The organism is Paenibacillus sp. W4I10, assembly GCF_030816325.1.
Lineage (GTDB): Bacteria > Bacillota > Bacilli > Paenibacillales > Paenibacillaceae > Paenibacillus > Paenibacillus amylolyticus_B.
Genome location: NZ_JAUSXX010000001.1, coordinates 487,993 through 509,727, shown reverse-complemented (window position 1 = coordinate 509,727; position 21,735 = coordinate 487,993). Strand labels below are relative to the sequence as shown.

Sequence of the window (21,735 nt, the reverse complement as noted above, 5' to 3'; positions counted from 1 at the left end):
ACATGAAATGGAACATTCTGCCCATAATTCGTAAAAAACGCCATCAATTAACACCCGGAAGCCTCCACGATACGTCTGATTCACAAACACTAATATCTGCGGGAATCGCATGGGTTCGATGCCTGCTGATCTTGCACTTCTGGAACCTTTAATGTTATGTGCAACGCGGGTCCAGGCAAGGTTTGCCGTTTGAACACATACCCCATTAAACGCGAGTTATATTTTAAAGTTGCGGACTATTTTACAGTATTAACCATAAAGATTACAAAATTGATACTATAGTCCGATAACGCATCAGCGATATTCCGCGTCACATCAAGGTTTTCTGAAATATGCAGAAAATCAAAAAAGGACATCAGTCCCCCTCTATAGGACTGTGCCCATTTATAACCCTTTTACAAAAACCCAAATGAACGCCCGGTCATCACCCAGAGGTCACGGATCTCTCACATTAAATGTAAAAAAGCACATCTTATTTCCTAATTTCTGCCTCTAATATAGCTAACCAATAATTGTGTCCAATTTGCAAAATAATTCCGGTTGCTGCATTTCGAATTGTCAGATATGCTTATAAAACAAGAACACTTGTTCCATACTGTAAATAAACTGTTAATTACCGATGTTCAAATGAAGATAATTGATGCTCAACAGAAGAGCTTAGCATCACGAATAAGGAGAGAAGTCTTATGCCCCGCCAGGACAGACGTGTCATCATGTTGGCAGACTGCCAGTCATTCTATGCCAGTGTGGAGAAGTCTGCACACCCCGAATACAAGGACCGCCCCCTCGTTGTCGCGGGAGATCCTGCTCGCCGTTCGGGTATTATTCTTGCGGCCTGTCCAATCGCCAAGTCCTATGGAATTACGACAGCAGAACGACTGGGCGAAGCGCTCGCCAAATGTCCGGATGTTGTTGTTGTGCGCCCCCGGATGGCCGAGTACATTCGGGTGTCCCTTCATATTACGCGTATCCTTCAGTCGTACACAGATCTGGTAGAACCCTATAGTATTGACGAACAGTTTCTCGATGTCACCGGAAGCCTGGAACTGTTCGGCAGTCCCGAGACGATTGCGCGCAGCATTCAATCGAGGGTAATGGAAGAGACGGGTGTGTACATTCGGATCGGCATTAGTGATACCAAGGTCGTTAGCAAGATGGCCTGTGATCTATATGCCAAAAAAGTCCCTGGTGGCATCTGCACACTGCCCCGCAGAGATCTGCCGTCCACCATCTGGAAAAAACCTGTGCGAGACATGTTCATGGTGGGTTCCCGCATGGCGCAGCATCTCTACAAGATGGGGGTTCATACGATCGGTGATCTGGCTCAGACTCCGCTATCCCGTCTGAGAGAACGTTGGGGTGTGAATGGCGAGGTACTGTGGCGTATCGCCCGCGGTATTGACGATTCCCCGGTCAAACCCGGGACCTATGCTCATCAACAGCAGGGGATCGGACATCAGATGACGCTGCCCCGGGACTATGACTCCTGGGAAGATATCAAAGTGGTACTGCTTGAACTGGCGGAACTCGTCAGTCGACGTTCCCGGGACAAATCACTCATGGGCCATGTGGTCTCGGTTGGATGTCGCGGACAGGATTATGATCGGCCAACCGGTTTCTCCCGCCAGATAAAGGTGAATGAACCCACCAACATTACGGATGAAGTATACGATGCGGCAGCAGCTCTGTTCCTGCGCCATTGGGACGGATTACCCATCCGCCGCATCAGCGTGTCATTGACCGGACTTGTACCCGATTCTGAAGTGCAGCTGTCCTGGTTTGATGACCGCGAACGTAAAAGAGAATTGGAACGTGCCACGGATGATATCAAGCGCAGGTACGGAGATACCGCCATCATGCGGGCATCCTCCCTCTGCTCGTCCGCGCAAGCCCATGAACGTTCTCATAAAATTGGAGGTCATTATAAATGAGTAAAAAATTGCAGCAAAACGGTATCTTTGAGTCCTCACGCATGATGCTCCCCGAACACCGGGAAGCCTACATTCTTCATCAGGAACAACTTGCTCCTCGTACCCGCCCATCTCTGGATGCCCAGGCCGCGGAAGTAATGTCCCGTTTGCTCAGCAACTCGATGATGCTTGGAGATATCGTTACCATTACGTTGTTTCACGAACATGACGATATCCGTTACACGGGGCAGGTGCTTCGGCTGGACCGTCCTGCCCGTACCCTCAAACTGCTGATGGAAGACGGGTCCCGGGATATTCAGATGAATCTCATTACGGATGTGGCGCTTGCCAATGAATGAAGGGATATATACCCACCCCGATGTTGTGGATGTTCCATGATAGATGCAGCATAGCCGTTGCCATGCAGGACTGCCTTCCTACACATCCTGATGAACACCAAAAGCAGCCGACGAGACATACCCGGACCATTCACTTCGTTCAAAAGAAGCAAAATATCGGATACGTGATTCATCGGCTACATATAAGGGTATAACTTTTTTCGAAAACTTTTTAGAAAAAGCTCCAGTCGAATTCCTTGGACAGACGCTCGAGCAGATGCACGCCGGCAATACTGTTGCCTTTGCGATTCAGAGCAGGGCCCACAAGACCAATGCCGAATTGACCCGGTACAAGGGTCAATATCCCTCCGGATACACCACTCTTGGCGGGCAAACCAACCTCGATTGCAAATTCGCCTGACGCATTGTACATACCACAGGTCGTCATGAAGGTTTTGGCAATCTGTACATAACGACGGGGAATAAGTTCGTTGCCCGTAATCGGATCTGTTCCATCATAAGCCAGAACGAGTGACATTCGTGCCAGATCAGTACAGGTAACTTCAATAGAGCAATGTCGGAAATACACGGCAAGTACATCTTCCACGTCATCCTTGATCACACCATTATGCTTCAGGAAATAACCAAGCGAACGGTTCAGGTGACCACTCTCCGATTCGGACTGGAATACCTCTTCGTTATAGCCCAGCTGATCATTATTCGCCAGTTTGCGAAAAAACTCCAGAATGCGCCGTGATTTCTCCTCTTTGCAGTCACCTGCAATTAGAGAGGACACCGTAATCGCACCCGCATTAATCAAGGGATTAAACGGAATTCCGGGTTCAACTAGTTCAAGCTTGATCATCGAATCGTAATCGTCGCCTGTCGGTTCTTTTCCTACATTAAAGAAAACCGCTTCTTCCCCATGATCCATCAGGGCCAGAATAAGGGTAAATACTTTGGAGATACTTTGCATCGTAAATGGGACACCGCAGTCCCCTGCCGACACATGGTTCCCTTCGGCGTCCATGATATGTATACCGAGCTCATCCTGAGAGGCTTTGACAAGCTCCGGGATATAAGAAGCCACCTTACCCTGCCCGGTGTGCAAACGACTGGTCTCCAGCCACTCCGGCAGTAATGCATTCAGACGTTCCATGGTTGAATTGCTCATATGTCATCTCCTCCACATCTCTATATAAGCAAGCATCTTGCATGAAATGTGTATGGTGAACCCATGTACCATGATGATAATGAGTTCCAGCCATCTCATGCAAGATGCCCTATATTATCTGATTACCATAAGAACAGTTCCTTTACCGCTTCATTTGAAGATTCAACTCTAAAATCTCACCAGGAAGACCATCGTAATCACCTGTCCAGGTGGATACAAAGTTCTGTCTGGTCAAGATCCGGCGGGAAGCAGCGTTAGCCGGATCGATAACTGCATAAAGTGATCCAATCCCTGCGGCTTGTGCCTGAATAATCAACCGTGACGCTATGGATGTGCCTTGACCTTTGCCCCAATGTTCAGGCAGGATCATGTAACCTATCTCAGCCTTGGTCGGGTCCTCCTGATCCGGAATCAATTTGGCATACGCCACACCGGCACCATCTTCACTAAATACCCGGTAATGTCCGCAAGTGGAACGCTCATTAAACTCCAGCATGGACTCAAATTGCGTTCTCGCCTCTTGCTCCGGTAGTGCACGTTCTGTAATCTGTTTCATTACTTCCATATTGGAAACCAATGCATAATAATCATCAAAATCAGGTTGTGTGTATTTAATGAACTTCATGATATGCCTCCTCTGGGGTACATAACTTGGTCTTAGTCTTGTTGAATTCACCTAGAGTATAACAGATGCGAATGATGGAATGCACACAAGGCACCACGCTTGCAGGCAGCCAGATGGTCCGATAGGCCAACAAGTCAGCAATCTGACAACTGTAGATACCAAAAAGCGGCCTCATCTGGAGACCGCTTTGTTTACTTTGTTTTTTAATTTGCTTTTTAAGATGAAGAAATATTCTCTGTTCCGTACTTCCAGTGCATGTTGTTAGCTTGCCCGTGATGAAGGGTTAAGGTTCATCTGTTTTTCACGTTGACGTGCACGACGACCTTGACCCGGAGGGGTAATGATCAGTGCGAGCAACAGCGAGACAGCGCAGAGTACAGCAATCACGATGAAGGTTAGATGGAATCCACCCAGCAGGGCGCTGATGAATGAGCCAGCCAAAGCACCAAATCCAAATCCCTGATAGATCACACCATAGTTTTTGCTCTGATTTTTCAATCCGAAGTAATCGGCCACAATCGCCGGGAATACCGTAATGTTACCGCCGAAGCAGAAGGCAACGGCCGCCACACAGGCGAAGAAGATCCCGAAGGTCAGTGGAACCAGACTAAGTGTCATGACAGCTACGGCTGTAACCAGCAGCGCACCAGCGATGACTTTCATTCGTCCTACTTTATCCGACAGCGCACCGAGAATAATACGTCCTGCCGTGTTAAAGATTGCAACCATGGCCACTGCGTTCGCAGCGGTAGCTACATCAAGACCTGCAAGCTGTACACCGATATCTTTAACAATACCGATCAGATACAAACCGCTCATACACGCCGTGAAGAAAATAACAAACAGCATGTACGCTTCTTTTGTACGCAGCATCTCTTTCACCGTGTAGTCATGACGTGCTACGACTTGTTTGGATCCTTCCTTGCTTGTCGGAGCCTGTACACGAACAACCGCTTCACGGATCAGGAATGATCCCGCAACGACCAGAACCAGAACGATAATGCCCCAGTACATAAATGCCTGAGCAGGACCAACGGCACCAATCAATGCCGTGTTCACATATTTGAACAATAAACTGCCGGTACCAAAAGCTCCAACCGATATTCCCGAGATCAGACCTTTACGCTCCGGGAACCATTTGATCAGATTAGACAGCGACGTAATGTACGCCGTACCATCTGCAAAACCAACGACAAATCCAGCCAAAATGTACAGCAGTGTTAATGAGGTGACTTGGGAACTCAGAATCAGACCCAGCCCAAGCACAACCCCGGCTACACGGATCAGACGCTGAAGACCCCAACGTTCCTGCAATCGTCCTGCAAACAATGTGGCAAAAGCCAAAGCAAAACTGGTAATTGAAAAAGTTATCGCGACCGAGCTGACGTCCCATCCGAAACGATCAGACAACGGTTGATTAAATAAACTCCAAGTATAGATGGTTCCAAGACCCATTTGTACAATGATGGTCCCCAAAACAATAAGCCAGCGATTCATTTTTGTAGGTACAGATGTTGATTCAGGTGTTGATGAAACGGATGAAATTGTTGCTTTCATCGTGATCTCCCCTTTGCCGATGTCATATACATGAATGCGTTCACAAGCTAATCATACATGAAAGGGGATTCATCACACCGTTTTGAGCATGAGTTGCATCAGATGCGGAATGAAATGCTTCTAGATGCGCATGAGTTGCCTGAATTCTTTGACCTTCCCACGACTCACGGGCACTTCAGCTTCCAAATCGCGCAGACGGAGCAGATACGTATTGTTGAACCAAGGTACTATTTCACGGATTTGAGACAGATTTACAACGTACGAACGGTGGCAGCGAAAGAACGTATCCTCTGGCAGTCGGCTGTGAAAATCCGATATGCTCACTGGCATGGTGAACTCCCCATTTTTGGTATATACCTTTGTCACTTTCTCTTGCGCTTCCGCATAGTAGATATCTGCCGTATCCGTAACAATAATATTGTCATTCCGCAGCAGATTAATTCTTCTGTCTGTATGGGAATTCGTATCTCGTTCTCGTAACAGATCTCCCTGTGCAGCAGATCCGTCCACCAGAGTAGCTGGTCCATCTTCAGCATGTTGCTCCACCGGCGCATGATCACGTTTGAATGCGAGCTCCAGCTTATGGAGCATTGCAGCAATTCGTTTCTCGTCATACGGCTTCAGAATATAATCAAACGCCTCCAACTCAAAGGCTTCCGCTGCATGTTCCTTATACGCCGTAGTAAATACAATGTAGGGTTTCGTTGCAAACTTTCCAATATGATGGGCCAGCATCATACCGTCCAGCGAGGGAATATTGATATCGAGGAAAATGACATCTACTTCTTGTTCCTGCAAAAACTTTAGTACATCCAGCCCATCTTCAAGGCGATCCACCACTTCAATCTGACTATGTTCCTGGATTAAATAATTCAATTCCTCACTTGCCAGAATCTCGTCTTCCACAATAAGAGCTCTCATTGATCCATCATCACCTTGTTACGACATCTCCTTTGGGCACATCAAATAAAATATCGGTTCCTTGTTCCAGCCGTGTAATGGTTACACCTTGTCCGTAGATAAGCTTGACCCGGCGATGCACATTATATAGCCCGATCTGGTTACCAGGCATACGATCGTGATAGACCCGTTCAATAACATCTGCACTGATCCCTGCTCCTGTATCGCTGACACTGATTCGAACAAACTCCGGATAATCCTGCACCCGAATTCGAACAGTCCCGGGTCCTTTGACCTTGAGAATGCCATGAATAATTGCATTTTCGACGAGCGGTTGGATAACGAGACTCGGAATATGCACCGCGACCTCATCAATGTCATAGATCACGTTAAGTCGACTACCAAAGCGAGCTTTCTCAATCTCTACATAATTACGGACCTGCTCCAGTTCCTTATGAATATCGATTAACTCATCCGACAGCTCCAGATTGTAGCGCATGTACCCGGATAGATTCACAATCAGCTCCCGCGCTCGATCCGGTTTGGTTCGAATGGACGATGCAATCGCATTTAGCGCATTAAACAGAAAATGAGGATGAATGGTCGTCTGTAATGCACGCAGCTCTGCTTTGTTGGCAGCAGCCTTGATCTCTTCTACCCGCGATACCTCCATCTGGGTTGAGATGATCTGCGACAGACCTACAGCCATCGTTTGTAATGGATACGTAATTTTGTACGCTTTGCGATAATAGATTTTGAGCGCACCTGTAATGTCTCCTCGTTCTTTGAGCGGAATGATTAACAGCGAGTGGATATCGGGTGTTTTTTCATCAATGACATCATTACTGATCGTAATCTCCCCGCTGGATATCGTCTTCTTGGTCATCTCACTTATAATTTCATTACCGATATGATATCGTTCCTCGCCAAATCCTACATACGCCAGTACATTCCGGGTATCCGTAATTGCAACCGCATCGGCCTGAATATCCTCCTGAATAATCCGGCAGATTTTGCGCAGAGAATCCTCATCAATCGATCGAAAATACGGCAAGGTTTTGTTTGCAATCTCCAGTGCCAGCTTCGCCTGACGGGCTGCAATCATTTCCTTTTCCCCTTCAACACTCTGCACCAAGAGCACAATCAGCCCAATGTTGACTTCACCCAGAATCATAGGCAGCGCAATCTTCGAGACAATGTCGGCACCCAGTGGATCGGGATAGGAATATAGCAGGATCAATAACATCGTGAGCGCTTCACAGATCATTCCGGCACCAATACCGATAATCCATCGCTTAGGCTTGGGCGTGTACTTATGTATATATCCGGAGACCAGACCTGCCAGGATACTTGTGATCAGACAAGGTATAGCTGTGACTCCATCCATATCAATCAAATACCGATGTACCCCGGAGACAATCCCCGTAATAATACCCACAGGCGCTCCGAACAAAATACCACCCGATAACACGGCGATGATCCGTACATTCACCAGTGAACCTTCAACATTAATGCCCGTATATGTCCCGAAGATGGCAAAAGCACAGAATAACAAGGTAACTGCAATAGACTCTTGCCACCTTAATTTCCCCTTTTGCAGAATCTGCCTAAATCTCGGCACCCTCGACAGAAAGAATAAAAATATAATCAACAGCGCTGCCCGTTCAAATAAACCCAGCAGCATCGTAAACATTTCCAATCGTACTTCCTCCACATCTGTCTGAAAATAAAATGCATACCGACACAGCCACGCCTTTTTGACATAAAATCCAGGACATTGATCGCTGCTGCTCGTATGCTCGTATGCTCGTATGCTCGTATGCTCGTATGCTCGTATGCTCGTATGCTCGTATGCTCGTATGCTCGTATGCTCGTATGCTCGTATGCTCGTATGCTCGTATGCAACAGTTTACCGCTCCCCCCGGAGGAAAGCAAAGTCCATCCTGTGAAAATACATCAACTATGTTACACCATTCACACTATAGTTCATCCCTTAACTTCTATGAAAATATCCGACTCCAGAAAAACCTATGTTATAATTAGTTGTCATGTTATTCCAATTATTAAGTGAGAATTAATACAGAAAGGTGTTCATGCATGCTTGCCATTATACTCCTAGGTTCATTTCTGCTTTTTAGTCTTATATGGTTCATCATTTATTGTGTCTCCAGACGATCCAACAATCCTGATCGCTCAACAAGACTTGTCCTGCAAATGATTTTATTTATCTCAATCCTGACTTTAATTGTACAGGACTACATTCTAAAAGAAGATTCTTATAACAGCACTATAATTGTATTTCTACTCATAACTTTAATATTCATCAGCTCTTTCCAGGATAAAAGTAAAAGTGTAGTGGATGAATATACATAAACACAATTTAAAGCCCAACTAAAACCTTTTTCATCCTTACCTCCACCAAAAAAAGGGATGTTCCATTAGTCAGATGACTTAATGGAACACCCTTCTTTACATTACTACACCAACTTGGATGTAATTTGGTTTTTTATAAAGTACTTTCGTTTACTCAACAACGGAGAGGGCAGAACCAATCTGAAGAAGCGAAGCGTGCGCCTTTATCCCCGGATTTTACCCTTTAGAAAAGGGAATCAAAAAAATCCGGGGATAACAGCGATCGAAAGATGGTACTGCACTCGTAGTGCCCCCGTGTAAACAACGCTCTTTATCCCACCCAACATGACATCAAATCCCTACCTAAACATCCCCCACAGCTTAATCAAATGAAACGTATTGTTCGGATCAATCTTCTGCGCGAGTACAAACGCAACAAACTGCTCCTCCTGCGCCGGAGAGAAATTCTCATTCATAATGACAGCTGAAGACTTGACCAACCTTCTGACCTTGGCCTTATCTTGCAGATCAGACTTGGTCACGCCATCAATCAACTTTTTGATACGCTCTTTGACAGCGGGATTTTTCATCTTTAATTTGATCCGCTCCACCAGCTGCGGACTAATTCCATATTGTTGATAACCCAAAACGTATAGCACCTCCCAAAAGAATGAACTCACTTCTTATTCATATGTCGGGAGGGCTTGTACACTTGTCTTTTTTTACAAAGGTAATACGAAAAACCCGCTATCATGGCAAACATTAGTCAATCAGATCACCCTTGAATACTTGCTGTTGCTGTAGGAAATCACGCAAAGGTGCGTAGTCCATAGACGTCCAGAAGGTCGCATCCTCAATCAAGTGGGTTACGTCATCTCTGGCTTGTTCCAGCACAGCAAAATCGGCAACCATGTCGGCAAGACGGAATTCAGGCAATCCGCTTTGTTTTGTACCAAAGAAATCACCCGGGCCCCGGAGATCGAGGTCACGCCGGGATACCTCGAATCCATCCTCCGTTTCCGTCATGACCTTCATGCGCTCCGTTCCAACCTCCGTCTTGGGATCAGCAATGAGTACACAATAGGAAGCATGTGCACCACGACCGACCCGACCACGAAGCTGATGCAGCTGGGATAGACCGAAGCGGTCCGCGTCCATAATGACCATCAACGTTGCATTTGGCACATCGACCCCAACCTCGACAACGGTGGTGGAGACAAGCAACTGAATATCATTGCTGTAGAAGTCTCGCATCATCTCTTCTTTCTCCGCAGCCGTCATCCGGCCATGCAGCAGACCTACACGATATTTTGGAAAGTTCTGCTGCATCTGCACATGCAGATCAATGGCATTCTGCACATCCAGTTTCTCCGACTCTTCAATGAGCGGACAGATCAGATAAGCCTGACGCCCCTGATCCACTTCTCTGGAGATAAACCCGAGCACCCGCTCCATCATATCGTGCTTAACCCAATACGTAGAGATCGGAATCCGTCCTTTCGGACGTTCCGAGATCGTGGATACTTCAATATCCCCAAAAGCCGTAATCGCCAGTGTCCGTGGAATTGGCGTAGCCGTCATCGTTAACACATCCGGGTTATATCCTTTACGTCTTAAAACGCTGCGCTGATTCACCCCGAAGCGATGCTGCTCGTCCGTCACCACAAGGCCCAGATCACGGAAGAAAACATCTTCCTGAATCAGGGCGTGTGTACCCACCACAATATCAATCATGCCCATTTGCAACGAGGCGATCAGATCTTTACGTTTGCGTCCATTTACACTGCCCGTTAACAGCCCTACGGTTACCCCAAACGGTTCAAACAGCTTTTGCAGTGAGCGCATATGCTGTTCCGCCAGAATCTCAGTAGGCACCATCAGAGCCCCTTGGAACCCAGATCGAACAGTCGTGTATAGTGCAATTGCCGCAATAACCGTTTTACCCGATCCTACATCACCCTGCAATAACCGATTCATTGCATAGGGCGAACGCATATCATGCAGAATTTCAAGCTCCACCTTTTTCTGAGCATCTGTCAATTCAAAAGGTAAACTGCGTACAAACTCACGAATCGTCGTATTGTCCGTAGTATGCACAACACCATCCATACGATTCCGGTTGAGCGCACGATACGCCTGCATTTTCAACTGGAACAGAAACAGCTCTTCATACACCATTCGCTGTCTGGCCTGCTGACCTTCCCGGTTGTCCTGTGGACGATGAATCCCCGCAATCGCCTGTTTACGAGGCATCAAGCTGTATTTCTTCATCAAGGACTGAGGCAGAATCTCAGGAATCATATCTCCGAATTGGATTAATCCCTGATTGATCGTTTTCCGCATCCATTGTTGCGTCAGCTTGCCGGTTACCGAATATACAGGTTGCAGTGTACCTGAACGCCCATCGCCTTTATCGGGGAACTCCGAGTCAGTAACTGTCATCTGCATGCGTTTTTGTTCCCATTTTCCCGTAATCACAATCTCCCGATTGGGGGTAAGTTGTTCTTTGAGGAAATGGCGATTGAACCAGGTGGCTGTAATCATCCACTCTTCCGTCATGATCTTACAGGTAAGACGGGACTTTTTACCGTATCGTTGTAATACAGGAATACCCATTACCTGTCCCTGGACCGTAATTTTGTCCCCATCCTTCACTTCACTGAGCGAACGAAGACGATAATCCTCATAACGGAACGGATAATATTCAAGCAGGTCTTTAACAGTAGAGATGCCAAAGGCGTGAAGCTCTCCCTCTTTGAGAGCACTCACGCCGTTAATTTGCTTAACTGATATTTCTTCCAATTTCATGTCTAATCCCTCATTCCGGAACAGGCCACATAAAGATCGCAATGACACCAGGTCCAACATGACTGCCTATTACGGCTCCAATATTGGTATAGATCACTTCATTCAGTGTAAAATGACCCCGCAGCTGCTCTGCACAAGCGATCGCTGATCCCGGGTCAGCGGTATGACCTACCGCCAGGTTAACCCGTTTGCCTGCAAGATCCTTCTGGAACAGCTCAATAATGCGTGCCATTGCTTTTTTATGACCTCTGACTTTCTCAACTGCGTAGATAACGCCTTCTTCATCAATAGACAGGATCGGCTTAATGTTAAGCAACGTTCCCAAGATGGCTGAAGCTTTGCCAATCCGACCGCCTTTTTGCAGATACTCCAAAGTATCTACAAGAAAGAACAACTTGCGAGATTGTTGCATCCCTTCAATAGCAGCAGCGATTTCGACTGCTGACTTGCCCTGTTCGGCAAGTTCAGCAGCCTGTACCACCATTAGACCGTATCCATACGAAGCTGACTTCGAATCCAGCACGGTGATGTCACCCTCACGCTCCAGCAAAGACTTGCCAAGCATGGCCGATTGGTAGGTACCACTCATGCCGGATGACAGGTGGATCGATACAATCGGGCGTTCCGGGTTCTCATCAAGAAGTGATTGGTACACATTCATGAAATCGGTTGGAGATGGCTGTGAAGTTGTAGGCAACACAGATACCTTCTTCAACTTTTCGTAGAACTGTTCCGAAGTCAGATCAACGCCATCTGCATAGGTCTCTTCACCGAACAGAACACGTAGCGGAACAATATGAATCCCGTATTTGCGAATGAGTTCTTCGGGAATATCTGCCGTACTGTCTGTTACTATCGTAACCTTGTGGCTCATGACTCTCCTCCTCTTCGCTAGAGTGCTATTGGTACCTGTTCAAAAACTCAACAAGAGACGTTTTGAACAACCTTTATTAGGACTCTACGGAGAACAAATAATAATACACAGGCTGTCCTCCACGATGTACCTCTACCTCAGCATCAGGATACTGTACTTCAAGCCATGCAGCGAGGGCAGCAGTAACCTCAGGGTCAGCTTCGTCCCCTTCAAGTATCGTCACCACTTCATCTCCACTCTCCATCATCTGTTTGAGCAGACCTTCACATGCTTGAAGCATGGTTTCATCCGTCGCTACAATTTTGGAGTTATGGATACCGATGTAGTGCCCCGCCTTGATATCCAATTCATCATATTGCGTATCACGAACCGCATGAGTCACTTGACCGGACTGCACCCGGCTAATGGCCTCCAACATTTGGTCACGGTTTGTTTCCGCAGACTCATCCTCCTGGAAAGCAAAGGCAGCAGCCATCCCCTGTGGAATGGTCTTACTTGGAATAACCGTAATCCGGCGCTCATCTTCAAGCAATTCACGAGCCTGCTCCGCAGCCAGTACAATATTCGAGTTATTCGGGAGTATAAATACCTGCTCCGCAGCAATGGAACGAACGGCTTTTACAAAATCCTCAGTACTCGGATTCATCGTCTGTCCACCGGACAGAACAACATCAACGCCAAGACTTTGGAAAATCTCTGCGATACCGTCACCGGAGGATACCGCAATAAAACCATACGGTGCCATCTCATCTGCAGGAAGCACAGCCTCTTCCATACTGCGCGCTGCCTCTGGTGGAATCTCTGCAAACAATTCAGGTGATGGAGCAATGTCCATGCCTGCTGTCAGGAGATCCCGATGCTGTTCACGCATATTGAGAATATGAATCTGTGTTATCTCACCATAATGCAGCGCCAAGTTTAATACATCGCCTGGTGTCTTGGAATGGACATGAACTTTGATGACTTCATCATCGGCAATGATGATGATCGAATCCCCATTAACTGACAACGCTTTCCGGAATGCTTCGTCATCAAATGCCACTCCTGCGTTCTCTCCAAGCTCACGATTAATGAAGAATTCCATATCATACAGGAATTCAATATCTTCCGTTTCCAGTCTCGCCTGAGCAGACAATGGCATCTCCGGTGCAATCACCTGCTGCTGTGCAGGCTTCTTGATATCCACTTCTGTCGGTGCAGCCGGTTTCAAAGCAGATGCTGCTACGGATGGGGTTACTTCTTTGTTCAGCGAAGTACGACTCAATCCGTCACTTTGCAGCAATACTTCCATAAAGCCCTCGTAGATATATACAAGCCCCTGACCACCTGAATCCACAACACCAACCTGTTTCAGTACAGGCAGTAATTCCGGAGTCATTGCCAGTGCTTCTTTTGCTTTTAACAAAACTTCATTCATTAATTCAGTAATATCATTCGTCCGTCTTGCGTAGTAATTGGCATGTTTTGCCGCTTCCTTGGCTACGGTAAGAATGGTCCCTTCAACGGGTTTTACGACTGCTTTGTAAGCTGCGTCAACACCGTTCTGCAGGGCTGCTGCAAATTGGAGCGTATTCAGTTCCTCATAGGGAGCAGCTGAACGGCTAAAACCACGGAACAATTGCGACAGAATAACTCCTGAATTCCCCCGTGCGCCCATAAGCAGGCCTTTCGATAGAATACCGGCAGCTTCGCCGATGGAGGCAGAACTTTTTCTTTTAATCTCTGCGACTCCTGCACTCATTGTCAAATTCATGTTCGTTCCCGTGTCACCATCCGGCACAGGGAAAACATTCAGGGAATTGACGTGCTCTGCATGCTGTCCAAGTTGTTCCGCTCCGGCAAGTACCATTGCGGTGAAATCTGTTCCATTTAAAGAACGTATACTCAAGTGAGAATTCCCCTTCCTAGCTTGATACACGAACACCTTGCACCAAGATGTGTCTGGTCTGTTCATGCGCTAACGCGGACCGCGTTATTCTTCGTCCATACCTTGTCCGGCACAGGCATACAATACAACATGTCAGCCGGATTAACGGTCTGGGCGGCCGGGCTACCAATATCCTGCACTCTCTGCACCCCTAACTTCGGGGCATACGGATATGCACCGGTATCAAGAGCCGGCATGAATGCCGCATGGAGACTGGTGCCAATGATGGAATGCCGCAGCTCACAGCGTTGCCAAAAAGCAGACCACCGACCTCTAAGTACGGTTTATTCTCCGACTTCCTCGCGGCAACAGCCTGTTCACCACTGTATTATGGACTACTCAACATTGTACTATATTAGACAGGAGAAATAAATAAAGTTTTTGGATCAGTTGACGAAGCTTTTTTAATTATGATATTATATTCAAGTATTGTTTTATGCAGGTTAAGTAATGGAAATGATCCGGTTCATGCCGGCTTAAACAACGCCATTAGCTACTGAAACTTGATCTTTATGATCAGGAAGAACAATTTAGTCCTTATGGAATGACTTTTCGTTTCTGAAGGCAACTGGTTATTTTAGGATAGGAGGTGTAATCTATGTCTCGCAAATGTTATGTGACAGGTAAGAAACCGGGCACCGGTAACCACGTATCCCACGCTAACAACCGTAACCGTCGTACTTGGGGCGTAAACGTTCAGAAGGTCCGCATTCTCGTTGACGGCAAACCAAAACGTGTATACGTAAGCACCCGTGCACTGAAAGCCGGTTAAAGTGACTCGCGTATAATCACGCAAAGCTACTATAAATCGGGTAAGCAAAAAGCACCTTGTTCCTTGCAGGTGCTTTTTTGGTATTCAAAAAGAGGGATTCTTGAATACGCTCATTAACATGTGAATGGCCGCCGCATGGCGCTTCGCAGGTACGAATTCCAGATAAGACTGAGCCAAAGCGGCGGTATTCCCTGTTACCTTATCAATCGGATCAGTTCTTTTGAAACGTATTAAGAATCGCCTTTACAAACCCTCCCAAAAACTTCGGCAGTTTGAATGTGTAAAATTTCATAATTCACCCTCCCCATCATGCTCATGCGTCCGCCGTATCCTATGCTTCAGGCCTTCTTTACCTCAAACACGACAAAAAAGGCTACATGAGAAACCTGCTCATGTAACCATATTTATGCGGAACCTTCGATCCCTATTCCACAATGACAAGCCCGAAGATCAGGTCATTTACGTTTGGGCAGGAATATATTGATAGACAGCGATCATGAAAACACTCAGTACATAATACAGTATGCTGAATATGACAAAAGTAACCCGATGTCCGGTACGATCAAATTTGCGGAAATACATAATAACAACGCCTACCCCGATTAATGACGTGATGGCATTAAACGGGGATTGAATAACCGCAAACAAAGCAAGCACAAGTCCCGTCACGAGACTCGCAGCCATCGTCCACAGTGTCTCCTTGAGGGTCATAGATCAGCCTCCGTAGCTACGGCGAATTTCAGTAATCGCGGCAGCACGATCCTCACGGCCAAATACGGCACTCCCAGCAACGAGCACATCCGCCCCAGCTTCCACCACAAGCGGGGCTGTATCGGCAGCAATTCCGCCATCTACTTCGATATGTACATCATGGCGTCCCTTTTCGTTCAACCAGGTACGAATCTGCTTGATTTTGTTCATGGTACCCGAGATAAATGCCTGTCCGCCAAAGCCAGGATTGACCGTCATTACAAGAACCATGTCCACATCATCCAGAACTTCGAGAATGGCAGACGCTGGCGTTCCCGGATTAAGGGCAACTCCTGCCTTCACTCCTTGCTCCTTAATTAGATGAATAACGCGGTGCAAATGCACACAAGCCTCAGCATGAACGGTAATTACCGCTGCACCCGCTTTGGCAAATTCCTCAACATAACGCTCCGGATTCTCAATCATCAAATGCACATCGAGCGGCAAGCTTGTATGTGGAGCGATTGCCTTCACAATCGCAGGTCCAAGCGTAATATTAGGGACGAAATGACCGTCCATAACGTCAACATGAATCCAGTCTCCTCCTGCGGCTTGAGCTTCTGCAACTTCCGCACCAAGGCGGGCAAAATCAGCTGATAATATCGATGGGGCAATTTTAATCATGTTAATACCTCCGCTTCTTATCTTTCATTTCGGTCAGGAACAGCACATAGTGCTGATATCGGCTTTCGGAGATCAGACCTTCCTCCTTGGCCGCAAGCACACGACAGCCTGGTTCATGTGTATGGGTACAACCTCGGAATTTGCACTGATCTGCAAACTGGGCGAATTCCCGGAAACAAGTGGAGAGTTCCTCCACACCGATCTCCAGAAAGTCCAGTTGGCTGAATCCTGGCGTATCCGCAACGAATCCACCATTATCCAAGGGAATAAGCTCCACGTGCCTGGTGGTGTGTTTCCCTCGTCCTAGACGCATGCTGATCGCATTTGTCTCCAGCGTCAGGCCCGGCATCAATGCATTTAACATCGAAGACTTGCCTACACCGGATTGTCCGGAGAATACGCTGATCTTACCAGCCAGACGATCTCTGAGCAATTCACTGCCTTCACCGGTACGTGAACTTGTGGAGATCACTTCATAACCAACCTGTTCATACAATGCTTTCACTTCAGCAACAGTGTCTTTGGCTGGATCAGCCAAATCCAGTTTGGTTAACACAATGAGTGCATCCAGCCCCGCCTGCTCGATGTGAACAAGGAACTTGTCCAACAGGTTCAGGTTCATATCCGGTTCCTTCACAGAGAACACGAGAACAGCCAAACTTACATTGGCTACAGGAGGACGGATAAGTTCCGTCTCACGCTTCCGGATTTCATCTACCGTTCCTTCTCCGTTCTCTGTCAACATGTAGCTGACGCGGTCACCTACAAGCGGTGACGTTCCCCGTTTTCTGAAGATACCTCTGGCTCGACATTGAACGGCGGAACCTTCAACCGAAGGAACCCCGTTTTCTTCCACTGGCATGACATAATAGTAACCGCTTAGCGCTTTAACGATGATACCTTCTGGCATAGCTCCGTCGCCCTCCTTTAGATGGTGGTACATTTACTCCAGACGCCAGCATAAGCCGCCCTTATGGACGGCTTGATGCGTTAATGACTTCCTTTTTCTTCTCTTTTTCCTTGCCGTGCCCCTTACCATTATTCATGGCAGAAGTGTCCTCATCTACACTGTCACCTTCACCGTCTGCCGGTGTGGACTCAGGTTCGCCTTCCTGATTGGGATCAACACTGCCTTCATCAACGCTACCTTCACCTGGATCAGGCTCATTTTCTGGCGGCGTCTCAGTGCTTTGTTCCGGGTCAATGGAAGGTACATTCACTGTTCCGTTTTTGGCGTCACTGTAGGAGACAAGATACGTATCCAGGAACTGTCCATCACGATATACGGACACAGCCCCATTTTCATTTGGAGCGAGCACAAGTGGAATGGTCAACATTTGGGTTGAATTAACAGTGCGAGTTCCCCATTCCTGATTCTTGCCACGTGCATCTTCATATGTGATACGGATTTTACTGTTTTTGCCCTCTTCTTTGGGTGATACATTGATATCAAAAGGATATTGGAGCGCTTCAGGCGGATACCCTGTGCTGATAAAGATCGTAATCTTATCGCCAGGACTCACATCTGCGCCCGCTTCCACAGGCCATTGCTGCGTCACTTTACCCTGCTCCACTGTATAGCTAAATTCTTCCTGTACCTGAGCAAGCTCAAGTCCGGCAGATTTAAGCTTTTTTTCGGCTTCACTACGGGTAAGATTTTTCAGATCAGGCATTTTAACCGTTTCAGTACCTTTACTTACGGTCAACTCAATCTGAACTGTCACAGGATCGAATTCCTCATTCACACCCGGTGTCTGGGAAATAACAGAACCTGAAGCCACATCATTGGAGAAGTCATCTTTCCGCTGAATCTGATCTTCCTTGATGCCAAGCGCAGTCAACTTCTTGACAGCCTCATCATAAGTTTCTTGTTTGACATCAATCATCTTCACCAGTTCTTTTTCTGCACCAACACTGATCTGGACCTCGGATCCTTCTTTGACGACATCGCCTTCTTTTCTGCTCTGGTCAAAGACAATACCGGGTTCGATACCTTCCTGGTACAGACGGATGACCTCATCACTTACGACGAGTCCTTTCTCCTCAAGCATTTCCCGAGCCTTTTCTTCTGTCTGGGTGATCACGTTAGGCACCGTTACTTCAGGTACGACCAGCATACCCTTGACATACCATACAACGCCCACCATGGCGATTAGAATAAGAACGGTTAATGAAATGAGTAGAGCTGGCTTCTTCCAGCTCTTGGATTTTGCCTTACCCTTGCCAGTTTCTTCGTCAGACTCCATCACAGGCACTGCACCCGTCGATGTAACTCCGCGAGGTTCAGGTTTGATCGCTGGCATAACGCGAGTCTGGTCTATATCATCCTCATCCGGAAAATCAATCTTCGTTTCATTACGTCTCTCCGGCATCAGGCAAGTTTCCAGATCGGTCTGCATTTCTTTGGCCGACTGATAACGTTCCTGCGGATTTTTACGCATGGATTTTAAAATGACATTTTCCACACTTTGCGGAATCAATGGATTGAATTTGCGTGGTTCATCGAACTCTTCCTGCAAATGCTTCAATGCCACACTGATAGGACTTTCACCCAGAAACGGAAGTTGCCCGGTAAGCATTTGGTAAAGTACGATCCCAAGAGAATATAAGTCCGATTTTTCACCAGTAACGATCCCTTTGGCATGCTCTGGTGAGAAGTAATGTACAGAACCAACTACGGAACCGGTCTGCGTAATCGTTGTAGATGTAACGGCACGGGCAATCCCGAAATCCGTTACTTTCACACGGCCATTCCGACCAATTAATATATTGTGGGGTTTGATATCCCGATGAATGATTTGATTATGATGTGCATGATCAAGAGCATCTGCAATCTGGGAAGCGATTCGTACCGATTCGTCCACCTGCAGAGGGGCACGTTCTTTAATAATTTCATTCAGGTTTTTGCCTTCCACGTACTCCATGACAATATAATGAACGTCATCTTCCTGCCCCACATCATAAATGCTAACTACATTCGGATGAGACAGCGATGCTGCCGACTGTGCTTCCCTGCGGAAACGGCGAATAAACTCTTCGTCATGCACAAACTGTTGTCTAAGGACTTTGATCGCTACATTCCGGTTCAACAGAAGATCCTGGGCTTTGTACACAAGAGCCATGCCGCCACCGCCGACACGCTCAATCACTTCATAGCGTCCGCCTAGCTGGTGCCCAATCATGACTCACACCCCGTTTCCGTATCCACGGAACCTTCCCTCTGCAACTCGAACAAAGCAACCGTGATGTTGTCGTCTCCCCCAGCAAGTAAAGCCAACTGAAGCAGTCGGTCTGCACGATCTTCCAATGCCAGTTCCAGATTGCCGGCAACCTGAATAATCTGCTCATTGCTGACCAGGTTACTGAGACCATCACTGCATAGGAGAAGAACTTCGCCTTCTTCCAGCTTGACGGTATCCAGATCAACCTTCACCTCGGCATCTGTTCCAAGCGCACGAGTTAGTACGTTGCGACGTGGATGATGGGACACATCCTCTTTGCTAATCTGACCATTTTTGAACAATTCATTCACCAGTGTATGGTCCTCGGTTAGCTGGATCACAGCTTTGTTCGCAATTTTGTAGGCTCTGCTATCACCGATGTGTCCAATAACACCTTCCGTATCGTTCAATAATGCCGCAACCACCGTTGTTCCCATGTTGTGGTACTTGTCATCTGTGGATGCCTTACGGAAGATAACTTCGTTGGCATGCAAAATAGCATCGCTGAGAGCTGCAGACAGAGACGCATGTGACAGACCTGGTTCCAGTGTTCCCAGATCTTGTACCAACGTCTCTACTGCCAAGCGGCTTGCCGTATCCCCTGCAAGATGTCCACCCATGCCATCGGCAACAATACCCAAAATATATCCTGTATCGAGATTACGAATCCAGGCTGAATCTTCATTCACCGAACGCACTCGTCCGATATGGCTCACATGAACTGTTTTGATCAAAACGTTCTCACCTCAACTCCATATGCTTTGCACGAAGCTGACCGCAAGCGGCAGCAATATCATGTCCCTGTTCACGACGAATGGTTACATTAACACCCTGTTCCGAGAGAATCTTCTGAAAATTGAAAATGTCGCTTCTCGATGTTCTTACGTATTTGCGTTCAGGTACATGGTTAACCGGAATCAGGTTCACGTGGCACAACATGTTCTTAAGCACACTTGCCAGTTCTGCTGCATGCTCTGGCTGATCGTTTACCCCACCAATAAGTGCATACTCAAACGTAATTCTCCGACCTGTTTTGGCCAGATAATAACGAAGGGACTCCATCACGTCTTCAAAAGGAAAACGACGGTTAACCGGCATCAATTTCGAACGCAGTGCATCATTTGGTGCATGGATCGAAATGGCGAGGTTAATCTGTGTATCTTCATCCGCAAACTTGTAGATGTTTGGAACGATTCCGCTCGTGGATACCGTGATGTGACGCTGACCGATGTTTAGCCCTTTTTCATGAATCATAATGCGCAGGAAAGTCATCGTTGCTTCATAGTTTTCGAAAGGTTCACCCGAACCCATGATTACAATGCTGCTGACACGCTCGCCGCGTTCATCCAGAATTTTCTGAGCCTGTACAACCTGGGCAACAATCTCCCCAGCCGTAAGGTTACGCTTGAGACCACCCAATGTGGAGGCACAGAACGTACAACCAATACGACAACCAACCTGTGTGGTTACACAGATGCTGTTCCCGTAGTTATGCTTCATGATTACCGTCTCAATGGCATGATCATCATGAAGACCAAAGAGGAATTTAACCGTTCCATCCTTGGATTCAAACTTGGTAATTTCCTTAAGCGTTACGAATTCAAATTGCTCTGTCAGTTTTTCACGCAATGGCTTGGACAGATTGGTCATTTCACTGAAATCATTCACGCGTTTTACATAAATCCAGTCAAAGATTTGGCCACCGCGAAACGCCGGCTCCCCATTCTCAACAGCCCATTGCTGCAGTTGTTCCAGAGAATAATCATATATAAAAGGTTTCATTTTGTTGTCAACACCTATTCCTTCTTTTCTTTTCGTTGGCTTCCTTCTTTTCGTTCCATTCGTCCTATTCTATCACAAAGACCACGTTACATCCATGTATACCCTTGATATCTGTACTTCA

18 protein-coding genes and 1 pseudogene are annotated in these 21,735 nt (G+C 47.0%); 3 read left to right on the top strand and 16 right to left on the bottom strand.

Annotated features, from left to right (window positions below; translation table 11 throughout):
- Positions 1–686 precede the first annotated feature (686 nt).
- Both QF049_RS02245 and QF049_RS02240 read left to right on the top strand, forming a co-directional pair.
- A complete protein-coding gene (locus QF049_RS02245; protein ID WP_307534524.1) occupies positions 687–1,931 on the top strand; it encodes a DNA polymerase IV in 1,245 nt (414 codons plus the stop codon).
- Positions 1,928–2,269: a YolD-like family protein gene (locus tag QF049_RS02240; protein WP_307534522.1), complete on the top strand. Its 342-nt coding sequence runs from the start codon at positions 1,928–1,930 to the stop codon at positions 2,267–2,269. The genes QF049_RS02245 and QF049_RS02240 overlap by 4 nt, the downstream gene beginning before the upstream one ends.
- A 211-nt stretch (positions 2,270–2,480) precedes the next feature.
- On the opposite strand, the gene glsA is transcribed toward QF049_RS02240, so the two are convergent.
- The 9 genes from glsA to QF049_RS02195 all read right to left on the bottom strand — a co-directional run bounded on the left by glsA (position 2,481) and on the right by QF049_RS02195 (position 14,426).
- Complete coding sequence (gene glsA, locus QF049_RS02235; RefSeq protein ID WP_307534520.1) at positions 2,481–3,422, bottom strand: glutaminase A; 942 nt, start codon at positions 3,420–3,422, stop codon at positions 2,481–2,483.
- Between the two features lie 142 nt (positions 3,423–3,564).
- The gene (locus QF049_RS02230; protein WP_150364290.1) at positions 3,565–4,047 is read right to left on the bottom strand and encodes a GNAT family N-acetyltransferase; all 483 of its coding nucleotides are present in this window, start codon (positions 4,045–4,047) and stop codon (positions 3,565–3,567) included.
- A gap of 261 nt (positions 4,048–4,308) precedes the next feature.
- Positions 4,309–5,544, bottom strand: a complete 1,236-nt coding sequence (locus tag QF049_RS02225) for an L-lactate MFS transporter (RefSeq protein WP_307543070.1) — start codon at positions 5,542–5,544, stop codon at positions 4,309–4,311.
- A gap of 180 nt (positions 5,545–5,724) precedes the next feature.
- Positions 5,725–6,525, bottom strand: coding sequence for a LytR/AlgR family response regulator transcription factor (locus QF049_RS02220; protein ID WP_307534517.1), 801 nt, complete (start codon positions 6,523–6,525; stop codon positions 5,725–5,727).
- A gap of 10 nt (positions 6,526–6,535) precedes the next feature.
- Positions 6,536–8,188, bottom strand: a complete 1,653-nt coding sequence (locus QF049_RS02215; protein ID WP_307543068.1) for a sensor histidine kinase — start codon at positions 8,186–8,188, stop codon at positions 6,536–6,538.
- A 1,027-nt stretch (positions 8,189–9,215) separates the two neighbouring features.
- Positions 9,216–9,503 (bottom strand): stage VI sporulation protein F, encoded by a 288-nt coding sequence (locus QF049_RS02210; RefSeq protein WP_036614589.1) that lies wholly within the window; start codon positions 9,501–9,503, stop codon positions 9,216–9,218.
- 115 nt (positions 9,504–9,618) lie between these two features.
- Entirely contained in the window at positions 9,619–11,664 is a 2,046-nt protein-coding gene (recG, locus tag QF049_RS02205) for an ATP-dependent DNA helicase RecG (protein WP_307534515.1), read from the bottom strand.
- Positions 11,665–11,674: 10 nt separating this feature from the next.
- Positions 11,675–12,538, bottom strand: coding sequence for a DegV family protein (locus QF049_RS02200; RefSeq protein WP_076250889.1), 864 nt, complete (start codon positions 12,536–12,538; stop codon positions 11,675–11,677).
- 76 nt (positions 12,539–12,614) lie between these two features.
- Positions 12,615–14,426: a DAK2 domain-containing protein gene (locus QF049_RS02195; RefSeq protein WP_307534513.1), complete on the bottom strand. Its 1,812-nt coding sequence runs from the start codon at positions 14,424–14,426 to the stop codon at positions 12,615–12,617.
- 637 nt (positions 14,427–15,063) lie between these two features.
- On the opposite strand from QF049_RS02195, the pseudogene rpmB reads away from it, so the two are divergent.
- Positions 15,064–15,253, top strand: a pseudogene (gene rpmB, locus QF049_RS02190) (50S ribosomal protein L28).
- A 195-nt stretch (positions 15,254–15,448) separates the two neighbouring features.
- On the opposite strand, the gene spoVM reads toward rpmB, so the two are convergent.
- The 7 genes from spoVM to rlmN form a co-directional block, all read right to left on the bottom strand.
- Entirely contained in the window at positions 15,449–15,529 is an 81-nt protein-coding gene (gene spoVM, locus QF049_RS02185; protein ID WP_019424875.1) for a stage V sporulation protein SpoVM, read from the bottom strand.
- Between the two features lie 167 nt (positions 15,530–15,696).
- A complete protein-coding gene (locus QF049_RS02180; RefSeq protein WP_091014322.1) occupies positions 15,697–15,948 on the bottom strand; it encodes a hypothetical protein in 252 nt (83 codons plus the stop codon).
- 3 nt (positions 15,949–15,951) lie between these two features.
- Positions 15,952–16,611, bottom strand: a complete 660-nt coding sequence (rpe, locus tag QF049_RS02175; protein ID WP_017687456.1) for a ribulose-phosphate 3-epimerase — start codon at positions 16,609–16,611, stop codon at positions 15,952–15,954.
- A 1-nt stretch (position 16,612) separates the two neighbouring features.
- Positions 16,613–17,521, bottom strand: coding sequence for a ribosome small subunit-dependent GTPase A (gene rsgA / locus QF049_RS02170; protein ID WP_307534507.1), 909 nt, complete (start codon positions 17,519–17,521; stop codon positions 16,613–16,615).
- 61 nt (positions 17,522–17,582) lie between these two features.
- Positions 17,583–19,793, bottom strand: a complete 2,211-nt coding sequence (pknB, locus tag QF049_RS02165) for a Stk1 family PASTA domain-containing Ser/Thr kinase (RefSeq protein ID WP_307534505.1) — start codon at positions 19,791–19,793, stop codon at positions 17,583–17,585.
- Entirely contained in the window at positions 19,790–20,566 is a 777-nt protein-coding gene (locus tag QF049_RS02160; RefSeq protein ID WP_307534503.1) for a Stp1/IreP family PP2C-type Ser/Thr phosphatase, read from the bottom strand. The genes pknB and QF049_RS02160 overlap by 4 nt, the downstream gene beginning before the upstream one ends.
- Positions 20,567–20,573: 7 nt before the next feature.
- Complete coding sequence (rlmN, locus tag QF049_RS02155; RefSeq protein ID WP_036614609.1) at positions 20,574–21,614, bottom strand: dual-specificity RNA methyltransferase RlmN; 1,041 nt, start codon at positions 21,612–21,614, stop codon at positions 20,574–20,576.
- Positions 21,615–21,735: the final 121 nt, after the last annotated feature.

Excerpts from the sequence above, each read along its gene's own strand:
- QF049_RS02245 (WP_307534524.1), top strand. The coding sequence starts at position 687 with ATGCCCCGCCAGGACAGACGTGTCATCATGTTGGCAGACTGCCAGTCA.
- QF049_RS02240 (WP_307534522.1), top strand. The coding sequence starts at position 1,928 with ATGAGTAAAAAATTGCAGCAAAACGGTATCTTTGAGTCCTCACGCATG.
- glsA (WP_307534520.1), bottom strand. The coding sequence starts at position 3,422 with ATGAGCAATTCAACCATGGAACGTCTGAATGCATTACTGCCGGAGTGG.
- QF049_RS02230 (WP_150364290.1), bottom strand. The coding sequence starts at position 4,047 with ATGAAGTTCATTAAATACACACAACCTGATTTTGATGATTATTATGCA.
- QF049_RS02225 (WP_307543070.1), bottom strand. The coding sequence starts at position 5,544 with ATGAATCGCTGGCTTATTGTTTTGGGGACCATCATTGTACAAATGGGT.
- QF049_RS02220 (WP_307534517.1), bottom strand. The coding sequence starts at position 6,525 with ATGAGAGCTCTTATTGTGGAAGACGAGATTCTGGCAAGTGAGGAATTG.
- QF049_RS02215 (WP_307543068.1), bottom strand. The coding sequence starts at position 8,188 with ATGCTGCTGGGTTTATTTGAACGGGCAGCGCTGTTGATTATATTTTTA.
- recG (WP_307534515.1), bottom strand. The coding sequence starts at position 11,664 with ATGAAATTGGAAGAAATATCAGTTAAGCAAATTAACGGCGTGAGTGCT.
- QF049_RS02200 (WP_076250889.1), bottom strand. The coding sequence starts at position 12,538 with ATGAGCCACAAGGTTACGATAGTAACAGACAGTACGGCAGATATTCCC.
- spoVM (WP_019424875.1), bottom strand. The coding sequence starts at position 15,529 with ATGAAATTTTACACATTCAAACTGCCGAAGTTTTTGGGAGGGTTTGTA.
- QF049_RS02180 (WP_091014322.1), bottom strand. The coding sequence starts at position 15,948 with ATGACCCTCAAGGAGACACTGTGGACGATGGCTGCGAGTCTCGTGACG.
- rpe (WP_017687456.1), bottom strand. The coding sequence starts at position 16,611 with ATGATTAAAATTGCCCCATCGATATTATCAGCTGATTTTGCCCGCCTT.
- rsgA (WP_307534507.1), bottom strand. The coding sequence starts at position 17,521 with ATGCCAGAAGGTATCATCGTTAAAGCGCTAAGCGGTTACTATTATGTC.
- pknB (WP_307534505.1), bottom strand. The coding sequence starts at position 19,793 with ATGATTGGGCACCAGCTAGGCGGACGCTATGAAGTGATTGAGCGTGTC.
- rlmN (WP_036614609.1), bottom strand. The coding sequence starts at position 21,614 with ATGAAACCTTTTATATATGATTATTCTCTGGAACAACTGCAGCAATGG.